The 13,805-nt window shown below is 72.0% G+C and carries 10 protein-coding genes, 2 pseudogenes and 1 riboswitch; of the genes and pseudogenes, 3 read left to right on the plus strand and 9 right to left on the minus strand.

What is annotated here, in order from left to right:
* Both KS423_RS21845 and KS423_RS21850 read left to right on the plus strand, forming a co-directional pair.
* Positions 1 to 137 (plus strand): annotated as a pseudogene (locus tag KS423_RS21845) (ABC transporter ATP-binding protein); the annotation flags it as partial.
* Positions 138 to 183: 46 nt separating this feature from the next.
* Positions 184 to 2,742, plus strand: coding sequence for an ABC transporter permease (locus KS423_RS21850; protein ID WP_224281260.1), 2,559 nt, complete (start codon positions 184 to 186; stop codon positions 2,740 to 2,742).
* 179 nt (positions 2,743 to 2,921) lie between these two features.
* On the opposite strand, the gene KS423_RS21855 is transcribed toward KS423_RS21850, so the two are convergent.
* The 7 genes and pseudogenes from KS423_RS21855 to KS423_RS21890 form a co-directional block, all read right to left on the minus strand.
* Complete coding sequence (locus tag KS423_RS21855; protein ID WP_224281261.1) at positions 2,922 to 4,289, minus strand: NAD(P)/FAD-dependent oxidoreductase; 1,368 nt, start codon at positions 4,287 to 4,289, stop codon at positions 2,922 to 2,924.
* 429 nt (positions 4,290 to 4,718) lie between these two features.
* Complete coding sequence (locus tag KS423_RS21860; RefSeq protein WP_224281262.1) at positions 4,719 to 5,660, minus strand: Ppx/GppA phosphatase family protein; 942 nt, start codon at positions 5,658 to 5,660, stop codon at positions 4,719 to 4,721.
* A gap of 140 nt (positions 5,661 to 5,800) precedes the next feature.
* Positions 5,801 to 6,328: pseudogene (locus KS423_RS21865) on the minus strand (DUF501 domain-containing protein); the annotation flags it as partial.
* The gene (locus KS423_RS21870) at positions 6,300 to 6,818 is read right to left on the minus strand and encodes a septum formation initiator family protein (protein WP_224281264.1); all 519 of its coding nucleotides are present in this window, start codon (positions 6,816 to 6,818) and stop codon (positions 6,300 to 6,302) included. The pseudogene KS423_RS21865 and the gene KS423_RS21870, both read right to left, overlap by 29 nt.
* 141 nt (positions 6,819 to 6,959) lie before the next feature.
* On the minus strand, positions 6,960 to 8,246 hold the full coding sequence (gene eno / locus KS423_RS21875; RefSeq protein ID WP_224281265.1) for a phosphopyruvate hydratase: 1,287 nt from the start codon (positions 8,244 to 8,246) through the stop codon (positions 6,960 to 6,962).
* Positions 8,247 to 8,580: 334 nt separating this feature from the next.
* Entirely contained in the window at positions 8,581 to 9,486 is a 906-nt protein-coding gene (locus KS423_RS48060; protein ID WP_308020228.1) for a transglycosylase family protein, read from the minus strand.
* A gap of 5 nt (positions 9,487 to 9,491) precedes the next feature.
* A riboswitch (cyclic di-AMP (ydaO/yuaA leader) is annotated at positions 9,492 to 9,660 on the minus strand.
* 219 nt (positions 9,661 to 9,879) lie between these two features.
* Complete coding sequence (locus KS423_RS21890) at positions 9,880 to 11,205, minus strand: cytochrome P450 (RefSeq protein WP_224281266.1); 1,326 nt, start codon at positions 11,203 to 11,205, stop codon at positions 9,880 to 9,882.
* A gap of 277 nt (positions 11,206 to 11,482) precedes the next feature.
* Here KS423_RS21890 and KS423_RS21895 point away from each other — a divergent pair, with 277 nt between their 5' ends.
* Complete coding sequence (locus KS423_RS21895) at positions 11,483 to 11,905, plus strand: SDR family NAD(P)-dependent oxidoreductase (RefSeq protein WP_224281267.1); 423 nt, start codon at positions 11,483 to 11,485, stop codon at positions 11,903 to 11,905.
* A 43-nt stretch (positions 11,906 to 11,948) separates the two neighbouring features.
* Here KS423_RS21895 and KS423_RS21900 read toward each other — a convergent pair whose 3' ends face one another.
* Complete coding sequence (locus KS423_RS21900) at positions 11,949 to 12,986, minus strand: MazG family protein (RefSeq protein WP_224281268.1); 1,038 nt, start codon at positions 12,984 to 12,986, stop codon at positions 11,949 to 11,951.
* A 156-nt stretch (positions 12,987 to 13,142) separates the two neighbouring features.
* A partial coding sequence (locus KS423_RS21905; RefSeq protein WP_374120004.1) for a tol-pal system YbgF family protein occupies positions 13,143 to 13,805 on the minus strand: 663 nt, incomplete at its 5' end.

A 13,805-nucleotide genomic window follows, 5' to 3' on the forward strand; every position in this document is an offset into this window, starting at 1 on the left:
ACCCGGTCGCCGCCTCCTACGCCGACCGCGTCGTCTTCCTCGCCGACGGCCGCATCGTCGACGAACTCCACAACCCCACCGCCGACACCGTCCTGGACCGCATGCGCCGCTTCGACGCCAAGGGCCGTACCAGCTGACACACCCGCAGCCGCAGCCCGCTCACCGACCCTCCCAGGACACCCCATGTATCGCACCGCACTGCGCAACGTGCTGGCCCACAAGGGCCGACTGCTGATGACGGCACTGGCCGTCATGCTCGGCACCGCCTTCGTGGCCGGCACCATGGTCTTCTCCGACACCTTCGGCAAGGCCATGCGGGACAGCAACTCCAAGAGCTACTCGGACGTCTCGGTCCAGGTGGTGGACCGCGCGGCCGGCTCCTCCGCCTCCGCCCGGCAGAAGGGCGAGGGCGGCTCGGCCACCCTCACCGACGCCACCCTCCAGCAGCTGGCCGCCCTGCCGGGCACCGCCGGCGCCCGTGGCGTGGTCAGCGGCTTCACCGGCGTCGCCGACAAGAAGGGCAGCCTGATCGGCCAGGTCTGGGCCGCCAAGGGTGCCAACTTCGCGCCGGGCCAGGACGGCAAGGACCCGCGCTACCCGATGGTCGAGGGCCAGGGCCCGAAGGCCGCCAAGGAGGTCGCGCTCGACCGCAAGACCGTCGACAAGGCGGGCTACAAGGTCGGCGACACCGTCCGGGTCGCCGCCAACGGCCCGGTCGTCGAGGCGAAGCTCACCGGCGTCTTCACCACCGACGACCCGGTGGTGAACACCGGCGGCACGCTCACCCTGTTCGACAAGGCCACCGCCCAGCAGACCCTGCTGGAGCCGGGCCGCTACAGCAGCATCGTGCTCACCGCCAAGCCCGGGACCAGCCAGGACGCTCTGCTCGCCCAGGCCCAGCCCGCGGTGCCGTCCGGCCACCAGTTCGACGTCGAGACCGGCGCCAAGCTCAAGGCCGACGAGCAGGACATGATCTCCAAGGGCACCAGCAGCATGCGCACGATGCTCCTGGTCTTCGCCTTCATCGCGCTCTTCGTCGGCATCTTCATCATCGCCAACACCTTCACCATGCTGGTCGCCCAGCGCACCAAGGAGCTGGCCCTGCTGCGCGCCGTCGGCGCCAGTCGCAAGCAGGTCACCCGCTCCGTACTGATCGAAGCCCTGCTGATCGGCACCGTCTCCGCCGTGGCCGGTCTGATCGCCGGCATCGGGATCGGCGCCGGGATGCAGTCGCTGATCGGCTCGCTGAACGAGAACATGCCGAACGGCTCGCTGGTGATCAAGCCGCTCACCGTCGTGGTGACGGTCGTGGTCGGCGTCCTGGTGACGGTCATGTCGGCCCTGCTGCCCGCCATGCGCGCCTCCCGGATCGCCCCGGTGGCCGCGATGAGCAGCGGCGACCAGCCGGTCTCCCAGAAGAGCCTGGTGGTCCGCAACACGATCGGCTCGGTGCTCGCCGGCGGCGGTCTCGCGCTGATCGGCTACGGCGCCTCCACTGGCGACGACAGCGGCCGGCTGCCGGTCGGCCTCGGTGCCTTCCTGGCCCTGATCGGCGTGTTCGTCCTGCTGCCGCTGCTCTCCCGTCCGGTCGTCGCGCTGGTCGGCCCGCTGCTGCGCGGGCTCGGCGGCACCCCGGGCAAGCTCGCCCAGCAGAACGCGGTGCGCAACCCGCGCCGCACCGCCGCCACCGCCGCCGCGCTGACCATCGGTCTGACCCTGGTCACCGGGCTCACCGTGATCGGCGCCTCGGTCAACGACACCATCGACCGGGCCGTCACCAAGTCGATGAAGGCCGACTTCATCGTCGGGGCCGCCAACAGCATGAGCCTGTCCGAGCAGGTGCCCGCCCAGATCGCCAAGGCCCCCGGCGTGGCGGCCTCCTCGGCGATGACGAGCGCGTACTGGGACCTCAACGGCACCAGCATGGTGGTCTCCGGCCTGGACGCGGCCGTGCTCGACCAGCTCGCCGACGTCGAGCTGACCAGCGGCTCCACCGCCGGCTTCGGCAAGGGCCAGCTGCTGCTCGACGAGGACACCGCCAAGAAGCTGAACGTCACCACCGGCTCGGTGCTGAACGTGTCCTTCGCGGACGAGTCCACCGGCCCGCTCACCGTCGGCGGCGTGTACAAGAGCGGCGGCATGCTCGGCCGGGTCATGCTGGCCAACACCGACATCGCCAAGCACGAGCCGAAGCCGCACATTTCCGACGTCCTGGTCAAGGGCAAGGACGGCGCCACCGACGGCCTCAAGCAGGCCCTCAAGGACGCCACCGGCGCCAACCCGGTGATCGAGGTGAAGTCCCAGCAGGACGTCCGGGACGAGTTCAGCCAGACCATCACCTTCGCGCTGAACCTGATGTACGGCCTGCTGGGGATGGCGGTCCTGATCGCGATCCTGGGCGTGGTCAACACGCTGGCGATGTCGGTCTTCGAGCGCAAGCGCGAGATCGGGATGCTGCGGGCGATCGGCCTGGACCGCGGGGGCATCAAGCGGATGGTCCGTCTGGAGTCCGTGGTGATCTCGCTGTTCGGCGCCGGCATCGGCCTGCTGCTCGGCTGCTTCATCGCCTGGGCGATCAACGGCACCCTGAAGTCCAGCCTCTCCGGCCTGACCACGGTCCTGCCGTACGGCCAGCTGGCGTTGTTCCTGGCGCTGGCCGGGGTGGTCGGCCTGGTGGCCGCGATCTGGCCGGCCCGCCGGGCGTCCAAGCTGGACATCCTGTCGAGCATCAAGACCGACTGACCGGTCCCCGGAACGAGAGAGGTCCCCTGCCGAAGGGTTTCGGCAGGGGACCTTCTACTTCTGTACTCCGCCCGGTCGCACGGCCGGCTGAGCACCACGGAGGTCGTGGTCCGGCAATGCTGCCGGGCGGAGGGCCTCCGACTCATACCCCGGTGCTCCCACACCGGGGTCTCAGTCGCTTACTTGCTCGCGAGTTCCTTGTCGGCGGCCGGCTTGGCGGCCTCGACGGGCTTGGTGGGCGGAGTGACCTCCTGGATCGGAAGCTGCGGCCGCTCCATCTGGGAGAGGCCGACCATCTCGCGCTTGAGGAACATCGCGAGCGTCCAGTCGGTGAAGACGCGGACCTTGCGGTTGAAGGTCGGCACCATCGCGCCGTGGTACAGGCGGTGGAACCACCAGGCCGGACGGCCCTTCAGCTTGTACTTGCCGAAGAGGATCGCCACGCCCTTGTGCAGGCCGAGACCGGCGACCGCACCGAGGTTCTTGTGCTTGTACTCCTTCTGCGGGAAGCCGCGCATGCCGGAGATCACGTTGTCGCCGAGGACGACGGCCTGGCGGCAGGCGTGCTGCGCGTTCGGCGGGCACCAGGCGCCCTCGCCGGCGGCGAGGTCCGGCACCTGGGCGTTGTCGCCGGCGGCCCAGACGTAGTCGAAGCCCTGGACCTGGAGGGTCGGCGCGGTGTCGACGTGGCCGCGCGGGCCCAGCGGCAGGCCGAACTCGGCCAGCACCGGGTTCGGCTTCACGCCGGCCGTCCACACGATGGTGGAGGCGTCCATCTCCATGCCGTTCTTCAGCATGACGTGGCCGTCGACGCAGGAGTCCATGGAGGTCTCGATGTAGACCTCGATGTTGCGCTCCTCGAGCTTCTCCTTGGTCCACAGACCGAGGTCCGGGCCCATCTCGGGGAGGATGCGGTTGGCCGCCTCGACCACCACGAAGCGCATGTCGTCGCGGCTGACGGTCTTGTACAGCTTGGCCGCGTCGCGGGCCATGTCCTCGATCTCGGCGACGGTCTCGATGCCGGCGAAGCCGCCACCGATCACCACGAAGGTCAGCGCCTTGCGGCGGATCTCCTCGTCCGTGGTGGACTCGGCCTTGTCCAGCTGCGCCATGACGTGGTTGCGGAGGCCGATGGCCTCCTCGACCGTCTTCATGCCGATGCCGTTCTCCGCCAGGCCCGGGATCGGGAAGGTGCGGGAGACCGAGCCGGTCGCGACGACCAGGTACTCGAAGGGCAGCTCGTAGCTGTCGCCGGCCGCGGGCTGGATGGTGGCGACCTTGCGGGCGTGGTCGATGCCGGTGACGGACCCGGTCAGCACCTCCGCCTGCTTGAGGGCGCTGCGCAGCGGCGCGACGAGGTTGCGGGGCGCGACGTTGCCGCCGGCCGCCTCGGGGAGGAAGGGCAGGTACGTCATGTACGACCGCGGGTCCACGACCGTGACGGTCGCTTCGCCGTAGCGCATCTTCTTGAGGATGCGCATCGCGGCATACAGGCCGACGTAACCACCGCCGACAATGAGGATGCGAGGACGCTCCGTGGTGCTCATATCCGAAAGTATCCAGCACCGTCCGGAGCAGCCTTCGTGAGCCCGGTCACAAGTTGACGGACCCCCCGTGCTACACTGCGCGGCCGCAAAAACGGGCCCGGCGCGGGGGCTCGCACCCCTGGGCGACCCCGCGCGAACGCGCGCCGGAGCACTACCGGCCTGAGCAGCAACGATCCGCACAGCGCCCGGGTTCCCGCGCGTGTTTTCGATATTCAAACCTCGAACCGGGTCTGACCTGCGATCTCATGGGCGACTCGGCCGACGGGCCTTCGGTCCCACATTTCGGACGTAGCGGGCGAGCCGGTGCGACGAATGGCCGGATCGCCATGTGAAGAAATTCACGAACTTTCCCGCCCGGGCTCGGGCGCGCCCCGGCCCCGGCCCCCCGAAAGGGGTGCCGGGGCCGGGGCGGGTAAGCCGTGCACGGGGTCAGGTGGCAATACCCCAGGCGATGCCGTCGAGGATGTCGTGCTCGCTCACGACCACCTCGGCGGCGCCGGTGCGCTCCATGATCTCCAGCAGCTCCAGCGCCCCGGCCGCGATCACGTCCACCCGGCCCGGGTGCATCGACGGAATGGCCGCGCGTTCGGCGTGGGTGGCGGCCAGCAGCTCCCGGGTGATCTCGGCGACCCGCTCCCGGCCCACCCGCGAGTGGTGGATCGCCGCCGAGTCGTAGCCGGGCAGGCCCTGGGCGATCGCGGACACCGTCGTGACCGTGCCGGCCAGGCCCACCAGGGTGGCCGCTCCTGTCAGCGGGACGACCTCCTCGGCCCGGTCCAGTTCGGCGCGCACGTGCGCCCGGGCCGCCGCGACCTGCTCCTCGGAGGGCAGCTCGGTGTCGCCGAAGTACCGCTCGGTGAGCCGCACGCAGCCGATGTTCACCGAACGCGCCGCCTGCACGTCGTCCGTGCCGAGCACGAACTCGGTGGAGCCGCCACCGAGGTCGAACACCAGGTACGGACCGGGGAACTGACCGCCGGCCAGCTCCTTGGTGGCGCCCACGAAGGACAGGTGCGCCTCCTCCTCGCCGCTCACCACCTCGGGCTCGACGCCCAGGATGTCACGCACGCCCTTGACGTACTCGTCGCTGTTCTCGGCGTCCCGGGAGGCGCTGGTGGCGACGAAGCGGAGCCGCTCGGGGCCGACGCCGAAGCCGGAGATGATCTCCTGGTACTCCCGGCAGGCCGCGAAGGTGCGGGCCAGTGCGTCCGGGTGCAGCCGGCCGGTCTGGTCCACGCCCTGGCCCAGCCGGTTGACGATCATCCGGCGGTCCAGGTCGGTGATCTCCCCGGTCTCCGGGTCGAGGTCGGCGACCAGCAGGCGGATCGAGTTGGTGCCGCAGTCGATCGCGGCCACACGGGTCGTGCTCACTCGGACTCCCGCTCCGCCGCGGCCTCGTCGGCGGAGCGCTTCTTCGCGGCGCGCTCGGCGGTCTTCTGCTGCTTGGCGGCGATCACGGCCTCGTGGTCCTGCTCCTTGGCACGGTTGCGGGCGACCCGCTCACCGGCGGCCTCGACCTCGGCCGGGGAGACGCACGGGCCCTTGGCCCACCAGTCCTCCAGCATGCCGATCGCCTCGTCACCGAGCGGGTTGACGCCCTCGCCTGCCGCCAGCGAGTGGCCGACCAGCACGTGCAGGCACTTCACCCGGTCCGGCATGCCGCCCGCGCTCGGGAAGCCCTCCAGCACCTCGATCGCGTCGCGCCGGGCGATGTAGTCCTCGTGCGCCTTCTGGTAGGCGGCGGCCAGCTCCGGGTCCTCGGCGAGCCGGGCGCTCTGCTCCTTCATCACGCCCTCCGCCTCCAGGGTGCCGATCAGCGAGGCGGCCTTGGGGCAGGTCAGGTAGTAGAGCGTGGGGAACGGCGTGCCGTCCGGCAGCCGGGGCGCCGTCTCCACGACGTCCGGGTTGCCGCAGGGGCAGCGGTGCGCCACGCCGCGCAGGCCGCGCGGCACCCGGCCGAGCTGGGCGGCGATGGCCGCGACGTCGGCGTCGGAGACGGTGGGGTGGTTCTCAGTGGTCATGGGGGGAGGTGTCTCCAACGGGGGACGGTGGGAGCGGAAGGGGGGTGGCGGGGGCCGCCGCAGCGGTGTCGGCGGCGTCCACCGAGTCCCAGATGCCGACGTACCAGGGCTTGGCGGCCTTCGCCTCGCCGGCGCTTCCGGGAGCTGCGTTCTGGGAAGAGGCGGCACCGGCCGCGGACGAGGAGGGCTGGGCGGAGGACTGACCGGCCGGATCCACCGCGATGTACGGGGTCTCCCCCGGCACCGCGTAGTGCAGCCGGGCGCGGGCCTGCGCCTTGACGTACTCCGGGTCCTGCCAGCGGGCCTTCTCCCGGCGCAGCTGCTCGACCTGCTGGCGCGCGTGGTCGGCCTTCGCCCGCTGGGCGGAGATCTCGGCGCGCTGGGAGATGAACTGCCGCGTCGGGTAGGCGAGGATCGCCACCAGCGAGCAGAGCACCAGGACGAGGACGGTCGCCCGGCTCGTGAACCGGGGCCGGGCCGCCAAGCCCGGGATCCTCCAGCCAGCCATCTCCCGTATCCCCTCCTGGTCGCGACGGTGCCCCGCCGTCCACCCTACGGGGTGAACGGCGGGGCACCGGTCAGGCGTGCGCTACCGGGAACGCCCGGCCCTCGTGCTTGCCGTGCTCGACAGTCCGCGTGGCGGTGCTGATCACTCCGCGGAGCGGAAGCGCGGGAAGGCGCCGCGGCCGGCGTACTCGGCGGCGTCGTCGAGGATCTCCTCGATGCGCAGCAGCTGGTTGTACTTGGCGACGCGCTCGGAGCGGGCCGGGGCACCGGTCTTGATCTGGCCGCAGTTGGTGGCGACGGCCAGGTCGGCGATGGTGACGTCCTCGGTCTCGCCGGAGCGGTGCGACATCATGCAGCGGTAGCCGTTGCGCTGGGCCAGCTCGACGGCGTCCAGGGTCTCGGTCAGCGAACCGATCTGGTTCACCTTCACCAGCAGCGCGTTGGCGGTGCCGGTCTCGATGCCGCGGGCCAGGCGGGCCGGGTTGGTGACGAACAGGTCGTCGCCGACCAGCTGGACCTTGTCGCCCAGCTTCTCGGTCATGGCCTTCCAGCCGTCCCAGTCCGACTCGTCCAGCGGGTCCTCGATGGAGACCAGCGGGTAGGCGGCGACCAGCCCGGCGTAGTACTCGATGAGCTCGGCGGAGGTGAGCGCCTTGCCCTCGAACTGGTAGGCACCGTCCTCGTAGAACTCGGAGGAGGCGACGTCCAGGGCCAGCGCGACGTCACGGCCGGGCACGTAGCCGGCCTTCTGGATGGCCTCGACGATGAGGTCCAGGGCCTCGCGGTTGGAGTCCAGGTTCGGGGCGAAGCCGCCCTCGTCGCCCAGACCGGTGGACAGGCCGCGCTCCTTCAGCACGCCCTTGAGCGTGTGGTAGACCTCGACGCCCCAGCGGACGGCCTCGGAGAAGGACTCCGCGCCGATCGGGGCGATCATGAACTCCTGGATGTCGACGTTGGAGTCCGCGTGCGAACCGCCGTTGAGGATGTTCATCATCGGGACCGGCAGGACGTGCGCGTTCGGGCCGCCCAGGTAGCGGAACAGCGGCAGGTCGCTGGCCTCGGAGGCGGCGTGCGCGACGGCCAGCGAGACGCCCAGGATGGCGTTGGCGCCGAGCGAGGACTTGTCCGGGGTGGCGTCCAGGTCCAGCATGGCCTGGTCGATCAGGCGCTGCTCGGTGGCGTCGTAGCCGACCAGCTCCGGGCCGATCTGCTCGATGACGGCCAGGACGGCCTTCTCGACGCCCTTGCCGAAGTAGCGGTTCTTGTCACCGTCACGCAGCTCCAGCGCCTCGAAGGCACCGGTGGAGGCACCCGACGGGACAGCGGCACGACCCGTGCTGCCGTCGTCGAGGCCGACCTCGACCTCGACCGTGGGGTTGCCGCGCGAGTCGAGGATCTCACGGGCTACGACGACATCGATGGACGGCACGAGGCATCTCCTTGCGGAAGCAGGGTCCGGTCTGACGGTGGTGCTGTCAGCAGGACGATTGCGGAGTCGTTACGACCAGAGCCTAACCGCCCGGGCTCCCGGGGCCACGCCGACCTCGGTCCCGTCTCAGCGTGTGGCCCCACTACCCGCCGGTAGTTCACCTGCTTGCCCCAGCTTGTCCCACCGGAGCGGGCGAATGCGGACGAAGGGGACCGGTAGGACCGGCCCCCTTCGGACGTCGGGACGCAACGGCGTCGGCTCCGCGTGCGACGGCCCGGCGCCGGACATGACGGACCGGCGTCGGGCACGACGGCCCGGCGCCGGCCGCGACGGCTCAGCCGAGGTGCAGCACCTGGCCGGGCAGGATCAGGTTCGGGTCGCCGCCGACGGTGGCGTGGTTCTGCTCGTACAGCGCGCTCCAACCGCCGGACACGCCCTGGGCGGCGGCGATGGTCGACAGGGTGTCACCCGCGCGGACCGTGTAGTCGTGGCCGGCGGCCTGCGGGGCCGGCTGCGCGGCGTGCGGGGCGTACTGCGGCTGGGCGGCGGCCTGGCCGGCGTACTGCTGGTAGACGCTCTGGTGGCTGGTCCAGTACCAGGCACCGTTGTTCTGGTACCAGTACACCTTGGCGTCGGCGTCCCAGCCGGCCTTGCCGGAGAAGCCCGGGGTCTGCGGCTGCGCCTGCTGCTGCGGGGCGGCCTGCTGGACCGGCTGCGCGGCGGGCTTCTGCACCGGCTTCTGGGCGGCCTGCTTCTGCGCGACCGGCTTCTCGGCCGGCTTGACGGCGGGCTTCGGGGTCTGCTGCTTGGGGGCGGACTGCGCCTTGGCGTCCGAGGAGGTGTCGACCACGGCCGGGGCACCGCCCTTGGTCAGACCGGCCTTCTGGGAGCAGACCGGCCAGGCGCCCGGACCCTGCGAGGCCAGCACCTTCTCGGCGACCGAGATCTGCTGGGCCTTGCTGGCCTGGTTGGCCTGCGGCGCGTAGGCGGTGCCGCCGTACGCCTTCCAGGTGCTGGAGGTGAACTGGAGGCCGCCGTAGAAGCCGTTGCCGGTGTTGATGCTCCAGTTGCCGCCGCTCTCGCACTGGGCGACGGAGTCCCAGGTGGAGGCCGGGGCCGCGGAGGCGCCGGTGGCGGTGAGGAGCGGCATCGCGAGTCCGACGCCGGCCACACCGGCGACGGCGATGGCCTTCTCGGCCTGGGTGCGACGACGGTGACGGCCAGTTCCAACGAACAGCATGAAGAGGTCCCTCTCCGCACGCCTGCGAGGTGAGCTGTCGGGTTCGGACCGGGAGGTGGCCCGGCCGCCGTACGCGGAAACGATTCCGCTCGGGCGGCTTCACCCCAAGCCGTGGGGAGACGGCAACAAACCTGGTTCCCCCGCCCCTGCCCAGGGTTCTGGTCGGTTTCCCGTGGCGCGGCGGGCAGGATTCGGCGTTCCGCGTACGAGGTCCGCAGCTGCGAACTCCAGGGAGAGTAGACAGATCATCAGACTAATCACAAGCTCATATCGTCGATATCACACGAGAATTACGGCCCGTGTCCGATCGCCTACCAACGGCGGCGTTATGTCCGGATTGATGGGCGTTCACACCCTCGCCGGTAGGCGATCGGCGACGTCCGTCGCGTGACCTCAGCGCGCCGAGGGCGCGGAAGGGGCATGCGGAGGCGCGTGCGGGGAGCGGCCCTCCGGGCTGAATTCCACCGGGAGTTCGCGCAGCCCACGCATGATCAGACCGCCGCGCCAGCGCAGGTTCTCCGGGCTTTCCGCGAGCCGCAGATCGGGCAGCCGGGAAAGCAGCGTGGCCAGCGCGGCGCGCCCTTCCATCCGGGCCAGCGGGGCGCCGATGCAGTAGTGGATGCCGTGCCCGAACCCCAGGTGGGGGTTGTCGGCCCGGGCCAGGTCGAGGGTGTTCTCGGCCGCGAACCGCGCCGGGTCGCGGTCCGCCGCCGCCAGCACCACCAGCACCGGGTCGCCGACCGGGATGTCCACCCCGCCGATGGTCAGCGGCCGGGTCGCGAACCGCCAGGTCGCCAGCTCCACCGGCCCGTCGTAGCGCAGGAGTTCCTCGATCCCGGTCTCCAGCAGTGCGGTCTCCCCGCGCGCCACCGACTCCTGCAGCAACCGGCGCTGCTCCGGATTGCGCAGCAGCGCGTAGGTGCCGTTGCCGATCAGGTTGATGGTGGTTTCGAACCCCGCGAAGATCAACACGAAGCACATGGCGGCGGCCTCGTTCTCCGTCAGGTGCTCGCCGTGGTCGCTGGCCCGGATCAGGCCGGAGATCAGGTCGTCACCGAGGTCGGCCCGCTTGCGGTGGATGAGGTCCACCAGGTAGGCGCGGATGCGCTTGACCGCCCGGCCCACGCCGCCGCGCTGCCCGCCGTGGTGGCGGATCATCATGCCCGCCCAGTCCCGCAGATCGTCCTGGTCCTCGGCCGGCACGCCCAGCATGTCGCAGATCGCGTAGATGGGGAGCGGGAAGGCGAACTCGTGGATCAGGTCCGCCGAACCGCGCTGCGCGAAGCCGTCGATCAGCCGGTCGGTGAGCTGCTGCACCCGCGGCTCGAACTCGGCCACCCGGCGTGGGGTGAACGCCTTCGACACCAGCCGGCGCAGCCGGGTGTGGTCCGGCGGGTCGATGTTCAGCAGGTGGGTCATCAGGTCCGCCTGCCGCTCCCCCGGAATGCCCACCCGGCCGGTGCGGTGCGCCTGCCCGCTGTGGTGCGCCGGGTTCTTCGACAGCCGGCTGTCCGCGAGCGCCTGCCGGGCGTCCGCGTACCGGGTCACCAGCCAGGCGTCGACGCCGCTCGGCAGCGTGGTGCGGTGCACCGGGGCGTGCTCGCGAAGCCAGGCGTAGGCGGGGTACGGGTCGGCGGCGAACTCCCAGGTGAACAGCTGCGGGGCGGTGGCGTCGGAGGGCGCGGCGGCGGGACGGGCGGGGTCGGGCTGAGCTGGCATGGACCGACCGTATCCGGTGCGACGGGGGACCCTCCCTCCGGCGGGCCGCCGCTCCGCCGCCGGCGGATCGCATCCGGCGCGCCAACACCCCGTGGCACGGCCATGGACGGACCGTGGACAGCCCGTGGACAGCTCTTGGCCGACTCTTGGCCGCGGGGCGGGCGTGAGCCTGGTCACCTGAGGGGTAATCCCTGTTGCGGAGGGTCAGGACCTGCCTACGATCCTCCGCAGTACGCGTGGGCGCCGGTGCGGTGTCGTCCACAGGGAGGAGCAGGCCATGCGGGTCAGCGGGTCAGTCGTCGTCATCGCGGTCCTCGACGGCGGGTCGGGCGCGGGCCTCGCCCGCCGGTTCGCCGCGGCCGGCGCCACCGGAATGCTGATCGCCGACCAGCACGTCGGCATCGCCGAGGACCTCGCCTCCGAGCTCGACCGGCCCGGCTGCCCCGTCGTCGGCGTCTGCGGCGACATCCGCCGCCCCAGCGACGTCGCCGCCCTCGTGGACACCGCCGAGAAGCACCTCGGACCGATCGACCTGTTCGCCGTGGCCGGCCCGGACGGCGAGCGGATCGTCTCGCTGGCCGAGCTGCCCGACCACCTCGACCTGGAGCGCCTCGCCGAACTCGTCGTCCTCGTCGGCGAGGCCATCGGCGAACTCGTCCCGCCGCAGCGGCGCCCTGAGCCCGCCGCCACGGCGGCCTGAGGCCCGTCACTCCAGGCCCGGGCCCGTCACCCCGAGCCCGTCGTCACTCCGGCTTGAGGCCCTCGGCCGCGCGCACCGCGTCCCGGTAACCGCGCGCGGCCGACCGCAGTGCCGCGTCCACGTCCACCCCGGCGTCGTGCGCCCGCTGCGCCACCGCGAGCAGCAGCCGGCCCGCCGAGTCGGCGGTCAGCTCGGCCGGCAGCTCGTACGGCTCGTCCGGCACCCCCGTGAAGCCCGCCCGGCGCACCCGGGACACCAGCTTCGCCGCGTACGCCAACGAGGGCAGCCCGGCCGGCACCCCGTCCAGCACCGACTCGCGGTCCGCCTTCTCGGCCGCCTTCAGCTGCTCCCAGTTCGCCTCCACCTCGGCGGCGCCCCCGGCCTCGACGTCCCCGAACACGTGCGGGTGCCGGTACACCAGCTTCTCGACGATGTCCCCGGCCACGTCGTCGATGGTGAACGGCTCGGCCGGGTGCTCCTCGGCGATCCGGGAGTGGAAGAACACCTGCAGCAGGACGTCACCCAGCTCCTCGCGCAGCGTCTCCCGGTCCCCCTCCTCGATCGCCTCGACCAGCTCGTACGCCTCCTCGACCAGGTACTTCACCAGGCTCTCGTGCGTCTGCTCGGCGTCCCAGGGGCAGCCGCCCGGGGAGCGCAGCCGGTCCATCACCGTCACCAGGTCCAGCAGCCGTGACCCCGGCAGGTCGTACGAGCCGGGCAGCACCTCGATCTCCGGCACCTCGCCGGCGTGCTCCACCGCGAGCCGCGCCAGCGCGTCGGTCAGCCCCGGGTCCCCGTCCGGACTGCCCAGCCACACCGTCGGCCCGGCCCCGGCGGGCTGCCCGGTCAGCAGCCGCGCCAACGCGGGCGCCGACCCGGCCGGCACGGCCTCCACCATCACCCCGGCCTGCCGCACCGCCGCCACCTGCGGATGCCCCTCGTCCCCCACCAGCACCCGCGCCGCCGACCGCAACGCCTCCCACGCCGGCCACGCCAGCAGGCCGGGAGCCACCCGGTGGGTGGTGGTCAGCAGGATCAACTTCGCGCCCGGAGTCTTCGTCGGCACAGCATTCGTCGTCACACCCCGAACCTACCCCCGCGCCCTCACCCCGCCCGCCCGTGTCCCCACACCCTGCCCGAGCGCCGCCCCGGGCCCGGACGTCTTCCCCGGACGTCGGCAGCGGCCACCGGGTCGGTGCCGTCGCTGCGCGCGTGGGGAGGTGAAGACCAGAGGGGATCAGGGCTGGGGCGGGGGCCAGGGGGTGGAGGCGGGGGTGAGGGTGGACAGGGACTGGCGCAGGCGGCGGACGGTGGGGTGGTGGGGGCCGTCGCGGCGTTCGCGGTCGAGGAGGAGGGGGAGCAGCCACTGCCACGCGTTCTGGGGGTCTCCGGTGGCGGCGAGGTGGAGGCCGATGCGTTCGCGGAGGTCGTAGCTGCGCTCGGGGTCGGTGTCGAGGCCGGATTCGAGGCGGGCGGTGTGGGCGGTGAGGAGTGCCTGGTACTCGGCGAGGACTTCGACGCCGTGTCCGAGCCGTTCGAGGCAGACGGCCGCGCGGTAGCGGTGGTCGAGGCCCTGGGGGCCGTACGGGCCGCCGTCGGCGGTGGCGGCGAGACGGCGGTACTCGGGGAGGGCCTGCTGGGGGTGGCCCTCGTGCAGGAGGATGCGGGCGTAGATGGTGCGGATGGTGCGCACCAGGGGTGCGGCATCGCCGAGTTCGGCCTCGGCCCGGGGCAGCAGGCGGGCGGCGAGGCCGAGCACCTCGGTGTGGCGGCCGGCGTCGACCAGGTCGGAGAGCCGGGCGCACTCGGCGCCGAGGTCCGGGCCCGCGGGGACGGCGGGAGGTGTCGCGGGGGCGGGCGGCATGAGGAAGGGCCGTGGCTCGGAGCGGACCGCGGGCGC

It is taken from the genome of Streptomyces sp. LS1784, from assembly GCF_020103755.1.
Taxonomy (GTDB): Bacteria; Actinomycetota; Actinomycetes; order Streptomycetales; family Streptomycetaceae; genus Kitasatospora.